Source organism: Virgibacillus sp. LDC-1 (genome assembly GCF_030137545.1).
Classification (GTDB): Bacteria; Bacillota; Bacilli; order Bacillales; family Amphibacillaceae; genus LDC-1.
Genome location: NZ_JARUVL010000003.1, coordinates 1 through 23,451 on the forward strand (window position 1 = coordinate 1; position 23,451 = coordinate 23,451).

General features: G+C 35.6%; 24 protein-coding genes. 1 reads left to right on the top strand and 23 read right to left on the bottom strand.

Annotated elements, in window-relative coordinates; all coding sequences use genetic code 11:
* Positions 1-160: 160 nt before the first annotated feature.
* From mtnN to QBK89_RS03680, 19 genes are all read right to left on the bottom strand, one after another.
* Complete coding sequence (gene mtnN, locus QBK89_RS03590; RefSeq protein WP_284139655.1) at positions 161-856, bottom strand: 5'-methylthioadenosine/S-adenosylhomocysteine nucleosidase; 696 nt, start codon at positions 854-856, stop codon at positions 161-163.
* Positions 857-894: 38 nt separating this feature from the next.
* The gene (locus QBK89_RS03595) at positions 895-1,551 is read right to left on the bottom strand and encodes a YrrS family protein (protein WP_284139656.1); all 657 of its coding nucleotides are present in this window, start codon (positions 1,549-1,551) and stop codon (positions 895-897) included.
* A 261-nt stretch (positions 1,552-1,812) separates the two neighbouring features.
* The gene (locus QBK89_RS03600) at positions 1,813-3,180 is read right to left on the bottom strand and encodes a type VII secretion protein EssB/YukC (protein ID WP_284139657.1); all 1,368 of its coding nucleotides are present in this window, start codon (positions 3,178-3,180) and stop codon (positions 1,813-1,815) included.
* Between the two features lie 53 nt (positions 3,181-3,233).
* Positions 3,234-4,142, bottom strand: a complete 909-nt coding sequence (locus QBK89_RS03605; RefSeq protein WP_284139658.1) for a serine/threonine protein kinase — start codon at positions 4,140-4,142, stop codon at positions 3,234-3,236.
* Positions 4,143-4,167: 25 nt separating this feature from the next.
* Positions 4,168-5,094, bottom strand: a complete 927-nt coding sequence (locus QBK89_RS03610) for a PP2C family protein-serine/threonine phosphatase (RefSeq protein ID WP_284139659.1) — start codon at positions 5,092-5,094, stop codon at positions 4,168-4,170.
* A complete protein-coding gene (locus tag QBK89_RS03615; RefSeq protein WP_284139660.1) occupies positions 5,091-6,665 on the bottom strand; it encodes a DUF6382 domain-containing protein in 1,575 nt (524 codons plus the stop codon). Before QBK89_RS03615 ends, QBK89_RS03610 begins: the two co-directional genes overlap by 4 nt.
* A 35-nt stretch (positions 6,666-6,700) precedes the next feature.
* Positions 6,701-7,225, bottom strand: a complete 525-nt coding sequence (locus QBK89_RS03620; protein ID WP_284139661.1) for an A24 family peptidase — start codon at positions 7,223-7,225, stop codon at positions 6,701-6,703.
* Between the two features lie 37 nt (positions 7,226-7,262).
* Positions 7,263-7,850, bottom strand: a complete 588-nt coding sequence (locus tag QBK89_RS03625) for a TadE/TadG family type IV pilus assembly protein (RefSeq protein ID WP_284139662.1) — start codon at positions 7,848-7,850, stop codon at positions 7,263-7,265.
* Positions 7,851-7,907: 57 nt separating this feature from the next.
* Positions 7,908-8,519 carry a hypothetical protein gene (locus QBK89_RS03630; protein ID WP_284139663.1) on the bottom strand — a complete coding sequence of 204 codons (612 nt, stop codon included), beginning with the start codon at positions 8,517-8,519 and terminating at the stop codon, positions 7,908-7,910.
* 68 nt (positions 8,520-8,587) lie between these two features.
* The gene (locus QBK89_RS03635; RefSeq protein ID WP_284139664.1) at positions 8,588-9,187 is read right to left on the bottom strand and encodes a hypothetical protein; all 600 of its coding nucleotides are present in this window, start codon (positions 9,185-9,187) and stop codon (positions 8,588-8,590) included.
* A 65-nt stretch (positions 9,188-9,252) separates the two neighbouring features.
* Positions 9,253-9,891, bottom strand: a complete 639-nt coding sequence (locus tag QBK89_RS03640) for a DUF4352 domain-containing protein (protein ID WP_284139665.1) — start codon at positions 9,889-9,891, stop codon at positions 9,253-9,255.
* A gap of 73 nt (positions 9,892-9,964) precedes the next feature.
* Positions 9,965-10,606: a hypothetical protein gene (locus tag QBK89_RS03645; RefSeq protein ID WP_284139666.1), complete on the bottom strand. Its 642-nt coding sequence runs from the start codon at positions 10,604-10,606 to the stop codon at positions 9,965-9,967.
* 25 nt (positions 10,607-10,631) lie between these two features.
* Positions 10,632-12,902, bottom strand: a complete 2,271-nt coding sequence (locus QBK89_RS03650; protein ID WP_284139667.1) for a DUF5702 domain-containing protein — start codon at positions 12,900-12,902, stop codon at positions 10,632-10,634.
* Between the two features lie 23 nt (positions 12,903-12,925).
* The gene (locus QBK89_RS03655; protein ID WP_284139668.1) at positions 12,926-13,537 is read right to left on the bottom strand and encodes a TadE/TadG family type IV pilus assembly protein; all 612 of its coding nucleotides are present in this window, start codon (positions 13,535-13,537) and stop codon (positions 12,926-12,928) included.
* A 36-nt stretch (positions 13,538-13,573) separates the two neighbouring features.
* Positions 13,574-13,759: a Flp1 family type IVb pilin gene (locus tag QBK89_RS03660; RefSeq protein ID WP_284139669.1), complete on the bottom strand. Its 186-nt coding sequence runs from the start codon at positions 13,757-13,759 to the stop codon at positions 13,574-13,576.
* Positions 13,760-13,799: 40 nt separating this feature from the next.
* Complete coding sequence (locus tag QBK89_RS03665) at positions 13,800-14,675, bottom strand: type II secretion system F family protein (protein WP_284139670.1); 876 nt, start codon at positions 14,673-14,675, stop codon at positions 13,800-13,802.
* The gene (locus QBK89_RS03670; RefSeq protein ID WP_284139671.1) at positions 14,672-15,625 is read right to left on the bottom strand and encodes a type II secretion system F family protein; all 954 of its coding nucleotides are present in this window, start codon (positions 15,623-15,625) and stop codon (positions 14,672-14,674) included. The genes QBK89_RS03665 and QBK89_RS03670 overlap by 4 nt, the downstream gene beginning before the upstream one ends.
* A 19-nt stretch (positions 15,626-15,644) precedes the next feature.
* A complete protein-coding gene (locus QBK89_RS03675; RefSeq protein ID WP_284139884.1) occupies positions 15,645-16,814 on the bottom strand; it encodes a TadA family conjugal transfer-associated ATPase in 1,170 nt (389 codons plus the stop codon).
* Positions 16,815-16,863: 49 nt separating this feature from the next.
* Positions 16,864-17,994 (bottom strand): AAA family ATPase, encoded by a 1,131-nt coding sequence (locus QBK89_RS03680; RefSeq protein WP_284139672.1) that lies wholly within the window; start codon positions 17,992-17,994, stop codon positions 16,864-16,866.
* Positions 17,995-18,611: 617 nt separating this feature from the next.
* On the opposite strand from QBK89_RS03680, the gene QBK89_RS03685 reads away from it, so the two are divergent.
* Positions 18,612-20,051, top strand: a complete 1,440-nt coding sequence (locus QBK89_RS03685; protein WP_284139673.1) for a TcaA 3rd/4th domain-containing protein — start codon at positions 18,612-18,614, stop codon at positions 20,049-20,051.
* Positions 20,052-20,115: 64 nt separating this feature from the next.
* Here QBK89_RS03685 and greA read toward each other — a convergent pair whose 3' ends face one another.
* The 4 genes from greA to mltG form a co-directional block, all read right to left on the bottom strand.
* Positions 20,116-20,592, bottom strand: a complete 477-nt coding sequence (greA, locus tag QBK89_RS03690) for a transcription elongation factor GreA (RefSeq protein WP_284139674.1) — start codon at positions 20,590-20,592, stop codon at positions 20,116-20,118.
* Positions 20,593-20,753: 161 nt separating this feature from the next.
* Positions 20,754-21,392, bottom strand: a complete 639-nt coding sequence (gene udk / locus QBK89_RS03695; protein WP_284139675.1) for a uridine kinase — start codon at positions 21,390-21,392, stop codon at positions 20,754-20,756.
* 67 nt (positions 21,393-21,459) lie between these two features.
* A complete protein-coding gene (locus QBK89_RS03700; RefSeq protein WP_284139676.1) occupies positions 21,460-22,101 on the bottom strand; it encodes an O-methyltransferase in 642 nt (213 codons plus the stop codon).
* Between the two features lie 92 nt (positions 22,102-22,193).
* Positions 22,194-23,312, bottom strand: coding sequence for an endolytic transglycosylase MltG (gene mltG / locus QBK89_RS03705; RefSeq protein ID WP_284139677.1), 1,119 nt, complete (start codon positions 23,310-23,312; stop codon positions 22,194-22,196).
* Positions 23,313-23,451: the final 139 nt, after the last annotated feature.

Consider the following 23,451-nt stretch of genomic DNA (forward strand, 5'->3'; position numbering starts at 1 on the left):
TCGCTTTGACTTGGTCAATAGAATAACCTCCCAATCGCTATATTTTTATCTTACAATAAAAAAACTGAACTGCGAAGCAAGAGCCGTACGCTCTCCTACTTACACAGTTCAGTTTACACTCCCTATGTTTTTTCTTTATAACGCATTTCATCTAACAAACCTATTCAGTTATTTTCTTTAACAACGTCATGATAAGAATCGCTGCATTTTTAGCCGCTTTTCCAAGAAATTCATCAAAGGATAATGCAGATTCTTTTCCAGCAATATCAGATAGTGCGCGAATTACGACAAACTTCTTATTGTACTGGTGACAAACCTGTGCAATCGCAGCTGCCTCCATTTCCGCTGCAATCATTTCCGGAAAATTAGCACGTGCGATTGCTACTCGCTCCGGATCGTTCATAAATGTATCTGCACTACCTATTAATCCTTCCATCGCATTTACATCTAATTGCCTAACTGCCTTTACTGCTTGCTCTACTAAGGAGCTATCTGCTTGATAAAAAGCTGGCATACCTGGTACTTGTCCAATCTTATAGTCGAATGCCGTTACATCCACATCATGATGTACAACATGAGAGGAAATGACGATATCTCCTACCTCCAGCTGTTCTGCAAATCCCCCAGCTGAACCCGTGTTAATAACATGAGAAGGCGCATAACGTTCATGCATAATCGTTGTAGCCATTGCTGCATTCACTTTACCAATTCCTGATTTCAATAGAACAACTTCTTTGTTCTCCAGCGTTCCTGTTAAAAATAAACAATTTGCTATTTTTTCTTCCACTTTATTTGTCATATTTTTCGCAAGTAATGCTATTTCTTCATCCATTGCACCAATAATTCCAATTGTCATCTTGTTTCCTCCTAGAAGCTCCATTCATCTTTCTGACCTTAAGTTTTATCGTTTTCCTTTAATACTTCCACTTTAGTAGGCTGCCACCCTTGACCATCCACCCATGAAATATACACACGATAAAATTGACTATTTGTTGCATCTGAAATAGTGGCAATTGCTTTTTGATCTCCACCATTTTCAATCCAAATCGTATTCATTTCATCTTCATTTATCTCTGTAGCGATACTAGCAGCCTTCTCCATTTCCTTCCAATCGAGTGAATCTGTTTCAAAAACTGTCGTATGTGGACCTTCTTGTTCTGTTCCGATAGGCTCCCAATCCGCAACATACGCTTCTTGTACATTATCATCAGATGGTTCCACTTGTTCTTTTTCAACATCTTGATTAGCGGCATTTTGTTCGCTCGTTTCATCTGTTTCGTTATTTTCTTCACTTTGTTCTGTATTCGCTTGTTCACTTTCTGATTCATCTTTATTTGTTTGTTCCTCATCCGTTATTTTAATATCAGCAGACGTATTCTCTCCTGAATTTTTTTCTGCTTCGTCTTCTCCTCCACCAAAAAGCCATATTCCGATTAACACAACGACGAGAATAGCACCAGTAGACATCAATATTGAAATTGATTTTGTATTTTTTCTACGCTTTTCATACTTATTTACTCTACTATACTTTTCATAATCATTCACCATCATACCCTCCTCTATCTATACTCTATTATAGTATCATATTTGTTATGCCTCATCGATTAAGGATAAATTAAAATTTTATATCAAAAAACACAATCATAGATGCTTTCTATAATTGTGTTTGAAGAGTGTAGCTCCAAAATTAAAATGTACGCACATAAAGGAGCTCGATCTGTGTCTATCAGTGTACGGCGTATATGCATTAGATGTATCAAATAAAATACGAGAATCCCAACAAAATGAAAAAGAATTTTCCAATGCTTCCCTTTATTTATCTAACGCTTTTATTTCATCATCTAGCTTTTTTAATTGTTTTTCCTTTTCTTCTTTCGTCAGTTCTTTATTCGCTTTTACGAGTTCGATTTCTTTTTGAAGCACTGCGATTTGAAGCCCTTTATCCCTTAATTGCTTGGCAAGCTTCTTGGCTTCATTTATCCTTTCTACTTGCAGGAAACTTTGCGCGGCAAGAAGCTTTGCTCGGTTATTATCGGAAAGGGTTGGAAATAAAGCAAGTACACGGTCATAATCATTCTTAAGCCACGCTTGCTCGATAAGGACAGCTTCCTTGTCCGACTTCATCATTAAAATAGCATCATTTGCTTGCTTATTATTATATGCCACTAGCTTTTGAACAATTAACTCATGTTGTTCTGGAGAGATATCAGAAGCTTTTAATAAATGCTCAATCGTATTTGAACGAAAGTATAAATCCGTAAGCGTCTCTTGCACTGCTTTGTTTGGTGAAACAACTTGTTCAAAAACATCTATCGCTTGCGCCTCTTTTCCTTTCCATGCGAAACGATAGCCATCAGCAATAAGTTTTCCTTCATCTATTTGTTGCTGCATGCGTTCCTTTTCTTGCTCGAATGCTACTTGATGTTGATCATAGTCCAACTGTAAAGTGGCTGTTGCTTTACTTTGCGGAACCACTTGAAAAACATAGAGTAATAGCATTCCACATAATATTCCAATCAAAATAGCGGATAAAGCCGATAGTTTCTTTTTCCTTTTTGAAATTTTTTGATAATCCGCATGTTTGCTTAGGTGAAATTTATTCTTATCACGAACAATTGGCACTAGGTCTTGAATGATAGAAGCTGCTTGAATATCTTTTATCACTGGATATTTAAACGATAGTTTATATAAATCGACGTGCTGCAATTCTTCAAAGCTCTTATTTGAGTAAAGAAAGTATAAAAGGTATTTTATTTCTTCTAATAACCCTTCTTCAGAAGCTGCTTGTGGCGGTAAAACAGAGCGGATTCCACGGTGCGCAAATTTCACTTTCCCTTCTTCATTCACATAAATATTGTTCGGGTGCAGCAATAGTGTATATTGTGAGCCAATAAATTTTTCACATTGGATTAAATTCGCAGCAATTTTGTTGCGAAGCTTATCCGAAAGCTCATTTAGGTCATTTAAATGCTGATAACCTTCTACTCGCTTATAATGTAGACGAACGAATTTCTCATCTACAGAATAATGATGACACTCGAAAAACAAGGAATCGCTTCGCTTCAATTCCTCTAATTGCTCCGGCTCCAATAAATTCGTCATTGCTTTAGGAATTTCATATAATATCGTATCCTTTGTTTCTGATATCGTTCCATATGGTAACGCATATTTATTAGGCATCTTATCTCCCCTTCCAACTTGACCTGCAACCTGTTTAATAAAAATCATTCGCATTATAGAATAAAGCTAATAATAAAGTAGCCTATCATCACAATGGAAAGAATAAGCACTAATAAATAGCTGTGCTTTTGCCATCGGCCCTGTTGGGATATTCTTTTATCCCATTCTTCCCTTGCCTTTAAAAGAAGTACTTTCGCTTCTCTCGCATCCTGTAATCGATCATCTGGATTTAACGCGGTCAGATTTTCCACACATTTTACAAGACTATGGGGAAGCCGCTTATGATAATTTCCAATCGGTTGTTGTGCGACATAGACGTATTTCCCATTCGATATTAAATAATATAAAAGTGCTCCTAAAGAAAATAGATCTGTGCGATGATCGGTTTGTTTTTTTTCAAATTGTTCTGGTGCAGCAAATCCTACCGTTCCGATGCGAACTGTATCCGCAATTCGTCGTTCATTAAATTTTCTCGCTATACCGAAATCAATTAATGTGATCGATCCATCATCCTTGACAATGACATTTCCAGGCTTTAAATCTCGATATATAATAGGTGATTCTCGTGTATGTAAATAATGGAGCACATCACAAAGCTGGATACCGATATGTATTATTTGCTCTAATTCTAATTGGTCGGCTTCCGATTCAATATAATGCGTTAATACGTTACCTGGAACATATTCCATAACTAAAAAAAAGTAAGCCTCCGTTTGGAAAAAGTCAACGATGGCAGGGAGGTTCGCGTGATGTAACTCACTTAATAGCTTTGTTTCATCCACTAATTTTCGTGCGAGTTGGTTTTCCATGTTGGAAACCTTTACCGCCCATTTCTGAGCTGGATTATTTATTTCCTCAACAAGATACACTTCTGACATCCCACCAGAAGCAATGTGTTTTAAAACAATATATTTGTCATTTAATCGATCCTGCTCATTAATTTGAATTCCATGTTTATTCATCGTTTTCTCCCCGCCACGCTTACTACTAGTTCAAAAATGAAAAAAGTGACTGCTTTTTCTTTTCAAAAGTCTTGTCCACATAAAGATGGCGAATAAGCATTAATGTAATATTGTCCTGTGCATGTGAAAAATTAGAAAAGTTTATTAAATAATCACACATTGCTTGCAGATTGGCATATTCCTTTTCTAAGTTCATTAGCATATTTTTTATTTCTTCCTGCTCAAATAACGAATGAAATCCATCACTGCATACTAAGAACAAGTCACTTGATTGATAATCGCCAATAAAGCTATACGGATTTATTGATGATTCAATACCAAGACATTGCAGGAGAACATTTCGTTTCGGATGCTGAAATGCTTCATCCTCGGATAAATTACCTAAGTGAATCTGTTCTTCCACCCACGTATGATCAACCGTAAGCTGTCTTAGCTCTGGATTTGTTTCCAATAGCTCGGTATGCAGTGGATCGTGCTTGTCCATAAGCTCGCTATTCTCCATTCGTTGAAAATATTGTTGCAGACCAAACGTCCAGCCCTTCATTTGATAGATTCGGCTGTCCCCGATATGCACAACACCATATTTTCCTTTATATAAGACGAGTATAGAGACGGTTGTTCCCATCTTTTTTCCAAGATGCTCACTTGTAGCTATAATCATCTTATTAATTTGTAGTAATTCCTTTTCTGCATCTTTTACAATACGCTCTAACGCATGTTTCCTTTTTAGTAGCTTTGGTACCTTTCTATCCCACCATTTCTCCAACACATGGATGGCGATTTGACTCGCCTTTTCTCCTATCTCATACCCACCCATTCCATCTGCTACGACAAAAACGGCTGCTTCATTCCCTTTCGAATCGGTAGAAATACGAGAGAAAAAAGCATCTTCATTTTTCTCTTTTTTTGTACCTTTATGCGTTGCGATTCCTGTTTGCCAGTTTGTATTCATTCATTTTTACTCCAATTAAAAGTGTATGTTGCTTTTCCTAACGTAAATTCGTCATTTTCATTTAGTGCATATACTTTAAAAGGTACCATCGCATTTCCATTAATCGTAGAACCATTTTTAGATCCTAAATCTTTTAAACCATAGCTCATTGAATCAATCTTAATAATCTCCGCATGGACTCTTGATACACCTAGTGCATCCTCTACATAATTCACAGTATCTTTATTACGACCAATTAAAAAATTCGTTGCATTGATTTTAATTTGACTTGGTTCCTCATTTTCCGATGTTCGAGTTAACAAAGGCATATGGTCATGGACAGGTTCTTCTTGTGCTATCCGCATATTTTCTTCTAGTAAAACCGTATCATCTGCATCTTCTTCTAATAATGTCGTATCCATATTACCTGCTGCCACTGTTTGATGTGCTTTAAATGCAGCATGATTTACACGCAATGATTGCTTATCTTGCTCTATTTGCTCTCCACCATATGGCTGATTAATAGGCGGTTTGGGACGTTGAACAGGAGTAGCATGATCCTGACGTACCGGTCGCTTCTGATGTGGTATCGCTTTATCTTGCTCATTTTCATCTGTTTCCACAGCTGGTATTGGCTTCACTCCAGGACGCCATATTTTCCAATATACGTAAACAAGAATTAATACAAGTGCACTTAATCCACTACTTACTGTGAACATAGTAGAAGTAGAACGTATCTCATACAGCTTCCAAATTATTGCAATGGCAAGCATCGTTGCTGCAAATAAATATACCTTTGAACGCGAAGAAAGCGGAGGAAGTTTAGCTTTCTTTTTTTGTGCCGTATTGAATTCCTCCTGCACTTTCGTATCTGATTTCACTTCCCTCTCCACTTGATGATTGTTGTTTGGGATATTTCTTGATTGGTTAACGGCTTGCTCTTGCATCGTTACAGACTGTGCCCCATAACCAAAGCTAGTTTCCGCGTTGAATCCATTCACATTAGATCGTAATGAAATTAATTCGAGCAATAGCTTCTTTAACCCACCTAAACTAAAGGATGGATTTTTTATATAACTTAAAATACTTTTAAATTCGTTGCCTTGCAGTCCTTCTACTTCTCCAGCGATATCGGTTAATAATTTTTTCATATCGTCATTTATAGAAGTCTCTTTCGTTACACCTTTTATCGGGAGGTACACAAGCGATATATCTTCCGCTTGGCTTCCGATATAAATAAAATCTGTATCTAAAATAAAGTTATCCTGGTTCAGCATGTAAGCACCACAGTTTTCTAGCGTTTTGATAAGCGTTAAGAACACGTGATAATAGTCGTTCATGGAAGCGCCAGAACTACGGAAATAGGAAAGAATTCTTTGCTTGGAAGTAATATCATAATGGAGTTTTGTCGTCATATTCATATTTTCAATGGATAATGGTAAAAAATGTGGGATATTGTTTGACTGCATCATTTTTAACTGCACCGTATTTATATGGACTGGTGTGAGCGATTTCTGATCATATTCAGTAAAAACAATGCTGTGTCCGTTTTGATACTTTAGCTCATATGTCAAATTATAAATTGAACCCATGTTTCATCCTCCTTCATGCTAGCTCTTCTTCATCTTCACACTGCCCAAAAAGAATAGTAATAGGTGATTGCAACTGCAGGTAGCACTGCATACATAAATGGAAATCTGGTGCTTTTCGTCGTTTTAAATTCTTCTAACCCTTGTAAATCCTTCGATAGAATAGAACCTATGATATGAAAAAAAGCACTCGTTATTTTTTGTAAAAATGTTTTCGTGAATAGTAAGATAACAATGGCAATAAGACCTGCTACAATGATGGAATACATCATCATATAAAGAACGAGTTGCACACCTACTATTGCCCCTATTGCAGCAAATAATTTAACATCCCCAGCTCCAATTGCTTTAAATAGATAAAGAAGCATAAAAATAGCACCAGCGACAAGTAAGCCGAAAAAAGAAAAAATCAATCCATCCAATCCGTTTGTTACGAGATGGTATAAAATTCCTACAAGCATACCGCTTAATGAAAGCCAGTTAGGGATTTTATGGTGCTTGATATCGATTAGAAATGCAATGATTAAAAACACGAACAATAAATAATCTTGAACCTGGAGCATTAGATTCCTCCGTTCATTAGTAACTAATTTTTACTGGTTAAGAGCCATTCCATAATCGTTCATAGGATGTCTTCTTTAAGAGAATTGTCTTTTCAACGAATGGAACAGATAAATCAAATTTATATTGAACATTTATTTCAAGGAATTTCCCACTTCCTCCAACTAGTCCCGGAAGTTCAACTTTCGTAACCTTTACATTTTCGGGATTGAAGAAATTCCAATTTCCTGTTGCCTGCTTAAACTTTTCCTGCATAATTGGATCTAGTTTGCTTGGTGCCAAGCTTTCGAAGTAATTTTCGATTGATGTACTAATATCAATCCCGTAAAACTTCATACCTTCATTCGCCCAATTCATTGCTTCGGAAAGGTTTACATCATGCTCTCTTTCAATTGATTGGATTTTATTATTAATAAAGTCAGTTGCTGTACTTTTTACAACGTCTGCTGGATAAGCATAGGAAACAAGTATTTCACTCGTTTCTGACGCTGCTTTGTATAACGCCATATCAGCTACGGCAAGCCGGATTAGCATGGCAAGAAAAACGATAAATAGCATAAAAAAGGGAAGAACCATTGCAGCTTCTAACGTAATACTGCCATCTTCTTTTCGAAATAAATGTTTCATAATGCTCCCCCTCTCATGTATATCTTTATCGTTATACCTGTTTCTTTGACATACACGTTATTCAACCTCTGAAATAGGAATATTCCAAATCACTTGATTACTTCCACCTGCTGCAACATTCCCTGGATCTTCTCGAAAGTAATACTTATCTGCTTCAAATACTTCAGCAATGAATTGACCTGTTTTTTCTTCTCCTGGTTTTATAACACCTGTAAATTCTTCTATACTTTCAAAAGCTCCTGCACCATCAAGTGAACCAGTTTGTTCTAAATTATCTGTCACTTCCATAGACATGATGATATCTTCAATACTAAGATCCTTTTGACTAGTATTATGGATGGCGATATTTAAAAGAATAAATGCATCTAATTGGCTAGTAACTCCATCTAATTCAGCGCCTTTTAATTCCGCAGTATGCAATGTCATCTCATATGTACCTATTGTTGTGTCAAATGTTCCTGTATCGCCGATTTTTAAATCTAATTGATCTTCTACCTTTGTGTTCTTTTCTCCATCTGAATTGGTGGTTTCATCTTTTTCTTCTTTCTCATGTTGCTTTTGGGAAGTTGCTTGATTTTCATTCGCTTCATCTTCCGTTTCGTTATTACATGCTGTAAGCATTACAACTATAAAAAGTATACAAGCTATCAATCTCAGCATTTTACTCATTAATATCCCGCCTAAATTGTAATAAAGGACTAGTATGTTTACTGAAAATCTTTCATTCTATTATTGGTTTACTTCAGTTCTTCCACAGGAATATTCCAAATCACTTGATTACTTCCACCTGCTGCAACGGTTCCCGGGTTCTCTCGAAAATAATAAATATCTGATTTGTAAACCTGTGCAATAAACTGGCCACCTATTGTTTCGCCAGATTCTATTTTGCCTGAAAATGTTGATACACTTTCAAAAGCCTCCGAAGAATCATGAAAACCAGATTTATCCAAGTCTTTTGTTACATCTAATGAAACAATTACATCTTCTAAAGATAGTGGTTTCTCCCCGATGTTTTTAATTGACATATCCAGTAATAAAAAATCATCTAACTCTGTTTCAATTCCTTCTAATTCAGGACCAACGAGTTCAGCGGATTCGACTGTTACTTCATATATGCCAATTGTAGTATCAAAGGTACCTGTATCGCCAATAGCTAAGTCCAGCTGATCTTCCACTTTAGTCTTCTCTCCATCTGAATTGGTAGTTTCCTCTTTTTCCTCTTTCTCTTGATGTTTATCTCCGTTAGCATCATTTTCATCTACGTCATTGTGCTCTTCGTTACATGCTGCAAGCATTACAGAGACCATAATTACCATGAGCATAATCATCTTTCTCATTTATATTTCCCACCTAACTTTTTTCCCGCCGGGTTATACCAGAGCGGCTCCACCCTTTTCTCGTTCTACTTCACCTCTTCAGCAGGCATATTCCAGATTACTTGGTTACTTCCTCCCCCTGCAACGGTTCCAGGGTTCTCTCGAAAATAATATGTTTCAGATTCATATATTTCTGCTATAAACTGACCATGCATTTCTTCACCTGGATTAATACTTCCTGAAAACGTCTTTAGGTTCTCGAAGAGTTTAGATGAATCAGTAAAACCAGATCCATCTAAATATTCCGTAACTTGCATGGACATCATTAAATCTTCTACTTGAAGAGTCTCATTTGATGTGTTTTTAATTTTAAGATCTACCAATATAAAATTATCTAGTCGTGATTCAATTCCTTCAAATTCAGGTCCAACTAGTTTGGCAGACTCTACTGTCATTTCATATGTTCCTAATGTTGTATCAAATGTGCCTGTATCGCCGATCTTTAAATCTAATTGGTCTTCTACTTTAATGTTCTTTTTCCCACTTGTCTTAGTTTCTTCTTTCTCATAGCTTTTATTTTGATCATCTTTTTCTTCTGTTTCCTGTTGCTTTTCCTCTTGATTATCCTTATTTTCATCATCTGTATTTTTTTCTTCATTGTTACATGCTATTAAACTTACAGCTAGGAAAAGCATAAAGACAATGAGCGTCACCATCTTTTTCATCCATATTTCCACCTTACATTTATAAAAGTTGGATTTGAGCGGAACTATTTTATAGTTCTGCTGTTATTTTCAATTACTTCACTTCATCAGCAGGCATATTCCAGATTACTTGGTTACTTCCTCCCGCAGCTACATTTCCAGGATCTTCTCGAAAATAATATGTTTCTGAGTTATAAACTTCGGTTATAAATTGACCAGTTCTCTCTTCTCCTGGTTTTATAATACCTGTAAATTCTTCCACACTATCAAATGCATTCGATGAATCAAAAAATCCTGAACCTTCTAAATCATCGGTTACTTCCATGGAAAGCATTATGTCATCCACAGTTATTACCTCATTTGAAATATTTTTTATTCTAATATCTAAGAGGATAAGATTGTCTAATTCAGTTTCAACATCATCTAATTTAGGTCCAACTAGCTTAGCTTTTTCTACTGTCATTTCGTACGTGCCTATTGTTGTATCAAATGTTCCTGTATCACCAATCTTTAAATCTAATTGATCTTCTACTTTTATATTCTTTTTTCCGCTTGTTTCAGTTTCTTCTTTCTCATCACTTTTATTTTGGTCGTCTGCACCTTCTGTTTCCTGTTGCTTTTCTTCTTGTTTTGGATTCTCATTTTCATCATCTGTATTTTTTTCTTCGTTGTTACATGCTACAAGCGTAACGATTACAACCAATACGAGCATCCATAACTTAACTGTCCTTTTCATTGTCAATTCCACCTTCTGTATGTTTTTAATAAGATAAGTTAATTTCTTTTTCGATAAAGAACCGATTACCTTCTACTCTCCCACCAATCGTATTTGTGCTTTCAATTATTTTCATAACACCTGGCAAAAACCATAGCTTCACAGTCGCAGTAGCGTTCGCGGATACATATGTTGAACTTTCGGTTAAATCTGTACTTGTCTCATCATCCAGTACACCCATAAGCCTTTCAAATTTTGCACCTTCTAAATGCGTAAATAGAAAAAGACGTAAGTGATCCCTATAATCCATCTTTGGCATTATTCCTTTTTTTGATAGATTAACAGGGAATAATTTTACTTGTTTACCTTTTATAATATTGTTCATATCTGCTGCGGTTCTTCCAAACGCATACCCCAATGCATATGCCCAAATGAATGGACCAAACCCTTTTGCTTTAGGTTGTAAAAAACCCGCTGCAAGATTGATTGCAAAGCGTACAGCGAAAATTTCTGATAATGCGGCGTAATAATTTGCACCATGTGCGTGTAAGCCATAAATAATATATTCAACCTGATTATTTTCGAATAGATTTGCTTCCACGCCATTCATTGAAAAATCATGGCTCTTAAAACGCATTAAAATGTATTCATTGATGTACACTTCATCTCTTGCATTGATTAACGTATCTCCAATATTTTTGAAAAGCTTATCAACAAAGCCTAACGCTTGGTCCGCAGTATCGTCTCGATCTTCCATCACAAATTCTTCATTATTTGCTTCAATGGCTTCTCCATATTTCGTTACTTTCTCTCGTAAGCTCGCATACTTTTCCATGTCAGAGGCCGCACCTGCAGCATTATCAATCGCTTCTTGAATATCATCCATCTTGTTTTTTGTTTCTTCCATATCTTCATCTGCTTTTTCTTCTTCTTTTTCAATTTCTTCTTCGTTCTCTTTATATTTTTTGCGTCCTTCATTATTTTTCAAGATATCATATGCATTAGTTGTGCTTTCTAATGCATCCTTATGATATTGCTTAGCGTGCTTTACATGGTTTACGATGCTTCCCTTTTTGTTGGATCCTTCGAAATCTTGCTCAACTGCTCCTTTGAAATCACGTTCTAGCTTTGGGATAAGTGCATTTGTTTGGATATCGCCACTTTCCTTTTTCAAGGATTGAATAGCTTCTGTAACTTCTTCCTTTAGCTCGGTAAACAATGCTTTATCTAAAATATAATCATCTAAGGTGCCTTCTAGATTTTCTTCTGTATTACTATTTTCTAGCTCTTTACTTACTTGTTTCGCATTTTCATAATCGCTAGAGCTTCCTTCTTCCTTGTGTTTATTTATAGTTGATTCAATCTCATCATTTAATTCTTCTGCTTCTTCAATTAATGGTAAAGCCTCTTCTAATTTCAGTACTGCTGATTTCGAGGTGGTAATTAATTCATCTAGCAGTGCAAGGGCGTTCGCCTTAAATTGCTTGGTGTTTTTTCGTTTCTTCTCGATTTCCTTCTTTTCTTCCTCTTCTTTTTCCTTATCCTTCTTGTTGTCGTCATTCCCATTATTGTTGTCGTTTTGTTTGTCTTCATATTCTTTAATAGCCTTTAAGTCTTCGATATATTTATTGTGCCATTGGAGAATATCGGATATATTAGTTACTTCTGGGTAAGAAGAGCTTGTATTATGTTGAATATTACCTTCCATTTTTTCTAATAATGCTTTCGCATCAGTAAGTAATGTTTCTACTTCATCAAGTAATTCTTCACGTTCCTTTGCTTTCTTATTAACCTTTTTTGCTATTTTTGCATAATCAGAAGCTTCCTCAACATGCTCGGCAACTGTTAAGAAATCCCTTATCAATGCTTCTCCAACCTCGATAGGTGCTTTATACTTCATTTCCTCGAGAATCTGGTATTTTAAGATATCTTTATTTGCGAGACTTCTTTCCATATTTAAATCAAGTGACAATTCGTCTTCTACTGGCTGCAGGCCGAGAAAATTAAAACTATCTTTCCCTGTTTCGAGATTCTTGCGAAAGACCTCTTTAAAAATAGAATTCGCCTCTGCTTGGTCTCCAGAAAATGCAAATAAGCCTCTATTTTGCAATTCACTATTATAGGATGATAAGGTAGACCGCAATGCGGTTTTTGCTGCTTCTTCCGTTTGTCTTTCCGCGATGATTATCCGTGCATAATCAATCAACACGGCGTTAAATAAAAATAATAGTAATGTAACGATAATAAGGTAAATCGAAACAGCACCTCGTTCATCAATCAAAAACCGATGATATAAATTCTTTAAAATACGAAACAACCATCCTCCCTCCCAATGAACTCTTATTTATTTCCTTTCTTTTTATTAAAAAAAGGAATATATTCTGATGCATACTTTTTAAATTTATTGAAGCCGTAAACGATGAAATCTGTATTCCGAATCATTTCTGTTTGATCAACAACAGGATGACTTGCAGTTGCACCAACTTTGCTAACCCCTAGTGTTTTGGCAATGACATCTGGAAGGGCGAGATCCTTTTTTAAGGATACTTCGATTTTTTGTACGAATAGCCCATTTTCAAAGGTAATATCACCTGCGTAATCTTTCTCTCTTCCTTTTTTACGGGCAACTACGCCATTATCACTTAATTGGAGTCCAAACTTATTAAAGCCATTATTCGATGTGATTCTCCAATATAGTCCATCGCCATTGTTAACAACATAGTCTGATTCGTTCATTTCACCTGTTTGCAAATCCATCGTACTACTCGACCACGTTTGAGCCATTCGGCTAGCAATTTGATTTGCCTTATATTGTAAAATTACTTTTTCGTAAATGACGAGACTAAAAAATATAAATAAAAGGATTAGGATTAACAGGATTGGGAAAATGATCGTTGCTTCAAGAGAAAAGCTCCCATCATCTTCTTTTTTAAAGCTATGGTAATGACGCATGTTAAAGTTACCTCCCTTTCCTTTTATTTATCTTACTTATCCACTAAAATTTTCTATGTTTTCGTCTCCAAACTTAAACAAAGCATTTACCCATGCAATGATTTTCTCTCTAAACATTAGGGCAATAAAAACAATAACTGCAATAATTAACATGATTTCTAAAGTCTGTAGTCCTTCTTCATCCTTCCAGAAATCAGTAAAAAAACCTTTTAGCTTCTCCATTCTTTCTCCTCCTAATAGTTGTGTTTTATTTAAACCTGACTTACATAATCGTAAGGGCAGGATAACCCACGATAATCATTACTGCGATAAAAATTAGAACTAGTGGAAATACAAGCTTTGATGAAGCTTCTTCTCCTTTTGTTTTCGATAACGTTTTCCGCTTTTCCCATAATTCATGAGATAATTCGCGTAAAGCTAAAATAAGATCATTTCCACCTTTTCGATAGTTTAATAATATGGTCGTCGTAAATATGGAAATTTCCTGTATCCCACATTTCTTGCTCAAATCATTTAAAACCTGATGAAATGGTTCGTTACTTACCATTTTGTTAACTGTTTCGGATAGTTCCATAATTAAAGGTGATTTCAAGTCACTTGCCGTTGTTACACATTTTACTAAGGCTTGCTGCACTGTTTCGCCAGCATTCACTAAAAGAATTAATTTATTTACTACCTCAGGTAATTCAATTAATATTTTTTCCTTACGTTCTTTTTCCTGATTGGATAGCTTACTTACCATGGCAAAAGGCATAAAACACGTAAAGATTAACCCGACTACAAAAATAGTGACATCTCCTTCAGCGAGTGCAGTAAACAATAAGGTGCCTAACAAGCAAATAAGAGCGATCGATATTAACTGGGCAATATATATCTTGGTGTGCTGTAATGCCGTTCGATTTCCATAAAGACTAATCATCTTTTGCTGGACTTTTACAATTTGACCGTATAATCGTTCCATTATTTTGAATTTATCGATTAGAAATAGGGACACAGGCGCCATAAACATTAACGGATATTGATCCTTAAAGCTTTCTACAATAAAGTCATAACGCGTACCAACCTTACGTGAGATCACAAAATAAATGATCATTAAGGATAATGCAGGAATCATATAGAGATACATTTGCTTTATCACACCTTTATATCCATTATTCGTTGCCCTAACCAATAAGCAAAAGCTAAGATAGCTAAACAGATCGTCATAATAATTGGTCCACTATTACTCCAATCGTACATCGGTGCTAAATAATCACCTGCACTAGATTTCAATAATAAGATCATGCCTAATGGTGCTAGACTCATAATTTTCGATTCGAACTTCTTTTGTGCAATCATTACAGAAACCTCTTGCTGGATATCAATTTTTTCGCTAATAATATCAGATGTTCGACGGATTACTTCAACAAGGTTTCCGCCTGTTCGTTTACATGTAATAAATACATTAGAAAAATTCTGAATATCCTCGATATCGGATCGCATACTAAAGTCTCGGATTGCATTTTCAATTGTTTCGCCATTTTCTACCCGTCGATTAATAATTTCGAATTCTTGAATGATGTATGTATTTGGATCCGGATAAAGTAAATATAAATCCGCAACCACTTCCTTAAAGCTGTTTTCGATTGATCGACCTGCCGCCAATGAAGAAGAAAGCGAAGCAATTGCTTCCTTAAACTGCATTTTTAGCTTTTCTTTGCGTTGCTCCAATAATTTTTTCTTTTGCACTTTAGGATAGAGCAATCCAGCAGCAGCAAATAAGATGGAGGCGATGATACTTTCATAAAATAAATAGCCAATAATGGATAAAAAGATAGAGGCAATGATTGCATAAAAAACATACTCTCTTACACTTAAATGGTATACCGAGTAATCTACTAAATGGGATTCGATTTCGCGCACTGATTTTTCCTTAATAAGATGGATAAAGTGCTGTTTTTTCAGCTGCTCGACCTCTGATTGAGATTCCTCTAAAATACCATCTAGCCCATCTTGAATTTCTTTTTCCCTTTTCTTTCGTTTCATTACCACATAAATATAGGTAATGATTAAAGCTATTAATATAATCATAATTACGATATCTGTCATAGCTTCACCAACTCATTTATTATTGTTCTACAGAAATTCCTGCTAGCTGTGCTTTCGTCCTATTTTGAATTTGATTTCCTGTTGGGCGAAGCGAGCCAATGATTTTCCCGTTTTCCCTTTCTCCTTCTTCCACAAATTCAAATAGCGGATTCAATAAAATCTCTCCATCTTCCACTCCAAGCACCTCACTAATCGCTACCACCTTTCTTGTATTATCTCGTAGACGCATCAAGTGAATCATAATATCAATTGCTGAGCTAATTTGTTTCCTAATTACTGTAACAGGCAACTCCGCACCACTTAACACCATCGTCTCTAATCGACTAAGCATATCTTTTGTTGAGTTGGCATGCCCAGTAGATAAAGACCCATCATGGCCCGTATTCATCGCTTGCAGCATATCCAGCGCTTCCGCACCACGAACTTCTCCAACGATAATACGATCTGGCCGCATCCGAAGGGAGGAACGAATAAGGTCTCGAATACTAATTTCCCCTTTCCCTTCTGTATTCGCATTTCTTGTCTCCAAGCTTACTAAATTGGGGACACTTTTAAGCTGCAGCTCTGCAGAATCTTCGATCGTAATAATCCGTTCATTCTTCGGAATAAAGTTGGACAACACATTCAAGAATGTTGTTTTACCTGATCCTGTTCCGCCGCCGATAAAAATATTGTATTTAGAAACGACGAGCTTTTGAATAAAATTTGCAGCCTCCTCTGAAATAGAGGACTTCTCAATTAAATCGTCGATTGTTAGAGGCTTATCCGGAAATTTACGGATTGTCATTACTGGACCCTTTAAAGAAATGGGAGGTAAGACGACATTTACACGTGACCCATCCTGTAGCCGTGCATCAACAATTGGAGAGGATTCATTCACGACTCGGTTTACGCGTGATACAATTGCTTGAATAATATCCTCTAATTTCTGTTCACTTTCAAATTCAACAGCTACCTGTGACGTCACACCATTTCGCTCGATAAAGATTTCCAAATGATTATTTACCATAATTTCTGTTATTGTCGAATCATCAATTAATGGTTGAAGCACATCATAGCCGCGAAAAGCATTGTAAATTCGCTCAACTAAATAGCTCATTTCATTGGATTTTAATTGGTGTTCCTTTGCATAATCAAACACAGCAGCTTCCACATATTCTCTTAGCTCTTCATTTGATATTGAATGCATTAAATCAAGCGTTTCTCTTAATTGCTTTATAAGCGCTTTTACTGCACTGTCAAATTTCACGAACCTGAACTCCTTCCTTCATCTTTAATAGCAAATGATACACAATTTGCTGCATTTCTTGATTAAAGAGATCATTTCGCAATATTTCAGCACCAGATTGAATGGATAGCCAATCATCAACAAATGGCAAATAACCATCAATTGTAATTTCCGTTTCCCCTAGATCGAGGAGAGAGGTCCCATTATATTTGTTTAAGATAATGGAAAGCTTATCTTTAAGCACATTTTCTTTACCAAATAGCTGTTCCTCTTCAGCAAGTATGGCCTTTGTTTTTAACATACTTTGATGATCATTTGTATTAATCCAAAATACCTGATCACTTTCTAAAAGCGCGACCTTACTTCTTTCATGAAGAGAGGAATCCAAGTCGATAATGATATAGTCATATACCCCTGTATCAACAATGCCATTAATAAGTCGCTTTATTTCCATTTCCTTTAGCTCCAGCATTTCTGCCGCCTGAATCGCAATATCAAAATAATCTACCATTGAATAAGGGTCATACTTTTTTAATGCCTCAATTTTCGATAAGAGCTGTCCTGTCTCCTGCTTTGCATAATAAAATATTTGCAATGAAGGATTGTCTTCTTCAGAGGAGAAAAATAAACTACCTGAAGGAATCGTTTCGAGATTAAGATAAAATACCCTTTCCCCATTCAAAGCTAGCTGCTTACATAAATTTACTGCTACCGTTGTTTTTCCAACCCCACCCATTGGTGAAAAAACAGAGATAACACTGGCATGCTTGCTTCTAACAAATTGCCTTCCAGCCGTTTCATTATGCTCATAATAATAACCCATAACGGTTGTAATAAGTTGACCTAACCGTTGATAACGATACACAGTCAACACAGAATCTGTACGCATCGAAAGCGCATCATCCTCTAATAATACAATGAGAACATCGTCTGGAAGCTTCATTTCAGCCGTATATAAATCAGGACTAATTAATACAATGTCAATGGATTCGCCGTTATCTATGTAGCTTTGTAATAATTGCGCATCCGAAAAATATGTAAACATATACGTAGAATGATCCGTGGACGTCCTGACAAAAGAAGCGAATGATTCTAAATAATCATTGTTACTATCCGCTACGATAATTCGAATTATTTTCAATTTCGTTCCACCACCATCAAAAAATCTGTATTTAAGGAAAAATCTTCTATCATAGATGTTACTAGATTTGTCACAAAAATAAATAGTTAAATAGCAAAACAGGAATAATTACCCAAATGACTTCGGGGTTATTATTTTTTTCTAGATATTATGTTTGTTCACTAAATCTAACCCCCGTTAAATATCGAACATTAATTCAGTAAATTTAATTCAATGTTCGAGTTTAACTTCAATTGCGCTAACTTTTTATGAAAATCGTATATTTTAACCATAATTTTCCTATCTTTCGATAAATACTATTAATAAAATTAATTGGAATTAATTGTATAATAACAAACCCAATGTACTAGTTCTTTTTATTCATGTCATTTTTATTTACGTTTTGTAACGTAAAAGTAAAAGTTTTGCAATATAAATGTAACAATAAAAGCTACTATATTTTTCCTTTAAAATAGTATCATTACTGTTATTTACAGTTTTTTCACATTTTTTATCACATGCTATGAGATGTAGCACCTTAAAATCATTTAGCAGATAGAAACAGTCATAAAGTTGCATCACATATTCCTGTCGTTATGTTACGCTTGTCATACCATTGTTAAAAAGGAGTGAATAAAATGAAATGCGATCATTGTGGCCATGAAATTAAGCAGAAAGAGCAGCACTATTGCCCTGAATGCGGTAGCAATCTTTTCGCCCAACATGAACAGCATTCCAAAAAGAAAAACAAACGAAAAAGATATTATATGATGAGTACCTTATTTATTGTAGTGATTACTGCATTCATTGTTTTCTTTTTTATAGGGAAAGAAACATTTGATCCCCAAGCTCAAATTGACGCATTTAAAGAAGCGGTACAGGAGGAAAATGTGGGAGCAGCTTTAAAGATGCTTACTCCTTCTATCGATTCTTTAAAAATTGATGAAAAGAACACTGCACAATTTCTTGCCTTTTTAAAGGAAAATCCAGATAGGCTTAACGTTTTAGTTGCCCAACTGGAAGAACAAGCTAACGCACTCGAAAAAGGAAAAGAGATTAACCCAAATCATCAATTTGCTACGTTAAATGTAGTAGAAAAAGGAAAAAAGTGGGGAGCTTTTACGGATTATCAATTTGAAGTTATTCCTGCCTTTATAAGGCTATCTGAATGGAATAATGAAGTCGAACTTGATCTTTACATTAATAATGAGAAATTAAAAACTACTCCTAATCAAGATGAACACTATATCACATACGGTCCATATATGCCTGGTGAATATACGATCAAAGGCATTCTTGAACGCTCTTTTCTAAAATCTGAACAAAAAGACAAAGTCGAATTGTTTCAATTAGATAAAAATGCGCTAGAACATAAGGTTAATTTAGAGGTGAGTGAAATTTCTTTACATTCTACTTTTCTAGACGAAGCAACCTTGTATGTAAATGATCAAAAGACAGATATGATTATTAAACGTGGAAAACAATCTATTGGCCCGTTTCCATTAGGAGAGGATATCCCTGTTCATTTAGAAAAAGAACTACCGTGGGGAATAATTAAAAGTGAGAAAGCGATAATTACCGATGGTTTTATTAATACTCGAATTACAAGGAATTCAGTCATAACAGAAGATGAAAGAGAAAAAGTCATTGGCATTATTAACGATGTAATGTTAAGTTACACAGATGCCCTAAACAAGCGTGACGTCTCCGTATTACATAAAAATGCAACAGACAATCTAAAAAAGCAAGTGCAAGAGGATATTAAATTTATAAAGAAGGAAAAGCCTAATTATCAGGGAACATTGTTGCAATCACAATTTAATATTCCATGGGAGATTATTCCTGAATATAATGAGGATCGTAAAGCATATATGTTTAAATTGCATGCGATGTTTTCGTATCATGAGCCTAAAGATAAATTATGGGCAACGTTTAGAGACAATGAAAAGCGAATTTATCGACGTGGTCAAAAAATGTTAGTTTTATTTGATGAAAAAGAAAAGCAATGGATGGTTGATGAAGTTGAAAAGTACCATTTCTTTGCAACAGATGTTGATCCTGTTTATAAACTAAATTAAGAAAGAGCGGTTCGGTGCTTTTCCCCTAGCTTTCAGGGATGAGTACCTTTAACCGCTCTTTTATCTATTCGACCTTTGTAATTTTAACTTGAATTTCTCCCCCTGGTGTCATTACAGACACCTCAGCACCAATTTCTTGTCCTAATAAGCTTTGTGCCATTGGAGAATCATTTGAAATTTTGCCTTCAAAAGGATCTGCTTCTGCACTTCCAACTATCGTATATGTTTCTTCATCTCCGTTTGGAAGCTCCTTAAAAGTAACCGATTTACCTAATGCAACAATGTCAGGATCATTATTGTCATTTTCAATAATAACTGCATTACGAATCATTTTCTCAACTTGTGCAATACGAGATTCAACAAAAGCTTGATCGTCTTTTGCTGCATCATACTCTGAGTTCTCGGATAAGTCGCCGAAATCACGAGCAATCTTGATTCGTTCGACAACTTCTTGTCTTCTTTCCGTTTTTAAATAAAGTAATTCCTTCTCTAGCTTTTCTTTCCCCTCTAGTGTCATATAAAAACTTTTCTCTGTAGCCATTAAGAACACTCCTTTTTATCTTCACGCGAAAACGCGTTATAAGTGAATCCCTTTTTTGTAAGTATAAAAACGAGCAGCACTTGTGTGCGCTCGATCAATACATTATTTACCTATACTACCCCTTACTATGGCAGATTTTAGCAAAACTTTCAATACTTTATTTAATTATTTTTTCTATTGTTTGCAAGGATTGTTTCGATTTTTGTAGCCATAATGTCTACTGCTACATGGTTTTGGCCGCCCTCTGGAATAATGATATCTGCATAGCGCTTTGTCGGCTCTACAAACTGTAAATGCATAGGTCGTACACTACTTATATATTGATCGATAACCGAGTCTAATGATCGGCCACGCTCTTTAATATCCCGTAATAGCCTACGCACAATACGAAGATCTGCATCAGTGTCGACAAATACTTTAATGTCCATTAGATCGACTAATCGAGGATCTTCTAAAATAAGAATCCCTTCTAAAATGATTACTTCCTTCGGCTCTACAGGTATCACACGATCAGATCGTGTATGTAGTTTATAATCATAAACTGGTTTTTCAATCATTTTCCCAGCTAATAGTGCTTGTAAGTGATCAATTAACAAATCATTATCAAATGCTAATGGATGATCATAATTTGTGCTTAAACGCTCCTCGAATGGAAGATGGCTTTGATCCTTATAATAATAATCTTGCTCGATTACTAAAATTGTTTTATCTGAAAACCGCTTACAAATTGAACGGGTAACAGACGTCTTTCCACTGCCAGTTCCCCCGGCAACACCAATTACAACTGGTTTCTCCTTCACGGGAATATCCCCTTTCTATCCTATTACATTTCCTTTTTTATATACGATTTATGCACCTAACAAAAAACTATCTTATTTTTACACTTATAGCTACACCATCTCCAATTGGAACGATTGTAGTCACATAGTCTGGGTGATGGGCGAGCCACTCATTATAGTTGCGAAGCTTTTTCACCATTGGTTGATGTCGAGGCTGTGCAATTTCTGGCTCCACCACTTGACCTCTAAACAATACATTATCGGAGATAATCATACCACCCTTTTGAAGCAACGGACTCGCAAGTTCAAAAAAACGTTGGTATTGTCCCTTTGCCGCATCAATAAAAACACAATCAAACACTTCTTGAGAAACAGTTAGGTCATGGATTTTCTCTAAAGCATCTCCATAAACAGTTGTAATCTGCTCTGTTTTATTTCTTTTCGCGATAAATTCGACAGCTTGATCATAGCGTGTTTTATCTCGTTCAATGGTAACGATATGGCTGGTTGGACAAGCATCAAGCATGCGTAATGCTGAATACCCGATTGCAGTACCAATTTCTAAAATCCGTGCTGGTTTCTTTAGACGAATGAGTTGTAATAGAAACTCCATGCTGACTGGCTCCATAATCGGAACGCTATTAATATGCGCTGTCTCCTGCATTTTCTTTACCCAATCATCGGCAGAGGGTACCAGACTTCTTAAATAATGGTGTAATGCTTCATTCATATTCAAACCCCATTTACTTACTAATATCTTTGCTTCATTTACTTTTACGTAAAAATGGGAAATGTGAAAGCGAGCTCCCACATTTCCGATCTTTACTTAATATGCTGCTGTTTTAACTTTAAATGTTCATCATGGGTTTCAGCATAATATATATTACCTTCCCCATCGTGTAAGAAGTACTTAAATTTTGTTTTTTCTGGATTTAACACCGCTTGTAAAGAGCTCTCCGAGAAATTCGAGATTGGACCGATTGGAATCCCTTTTATTCGGTACGTATTATATGGAGAATCAACTTCAAGATCCTTTAATAACACTTTGTCCTTATGCTTTCCTAATGCATAGAGAACGGTCGGGTCTGTTTGCAATCGCATTCCTACATCAAGTCGATTATAGAATATCCCCGCGATTTTACGACGTTGATCTTCTGTTTGCGCTTCTTTTTCTACTAACGAAGCCATCGTAAGTGCTTCGTGTACGGTTAAGTCTTTCGCACCGATCTCATCTAAGTGTGCATTAACGACCGCATTTGTTTTATTCAGCATCGTCTCTACTATCGTATCAATTGGCGGTTCTTCCTCATAAAAATCATACGTTGCTGCAAACAAATAACCTTCTAATGGTGTCCTAATTTCTGGATTTAATACATCCTCCGATAAAATAGCAGGATATGTATCAATTAAATAAGCAATATATTTTGGATCATTTACTTTTTCAAGAAATGCTTCTTTTTTAAAATACAGCTTGTCCGCATATATTTCAGCGATCTCATCGATTGATTTCCCTTCAGGAATCGTTACTTTAAAAACGGGATCTTTTATAATTCGACCTTTTTTTAACGATTCAATGATTTGATCTAAAGTCATTGCTTTTGTAAATGTATAGTCACCAGCTTGAAAGTCTGATTCATTTTTAAACTTTGTATAAAACCGAAAAATCCGTCCATCCTTTATTACTCCGTTCTCTTCTAATATGGAGCCAATACTAGAGGAACTTGACCCTAATGGAATCTCTACTTTTATTCCTTTTTCACTGTTTGGATCAACAGGACTTAATGCTGACTTTATGTACATATATCCTGAAATTCCACCTATTAATAAAATTAAGATTAAGGAGACAAGGATAATACTTACAATCTTTCTTACCGTCTTTGCTTCTTCTGTTCTTGCTTTTAGGTTTTCTCGATAAGTGCTTGTCTTTTTTTTCTTCGACATACGACTACCCCTCTCATCCGGTATATTATACTAAAAAAATGAGAGTTATGCTATACCTGATAATAATACGTTATTTATGTATTTATTTTTTTAAAAAGGATATGGCTGTCTCAACGCGACAGTCTTTGTTTAAAAATCT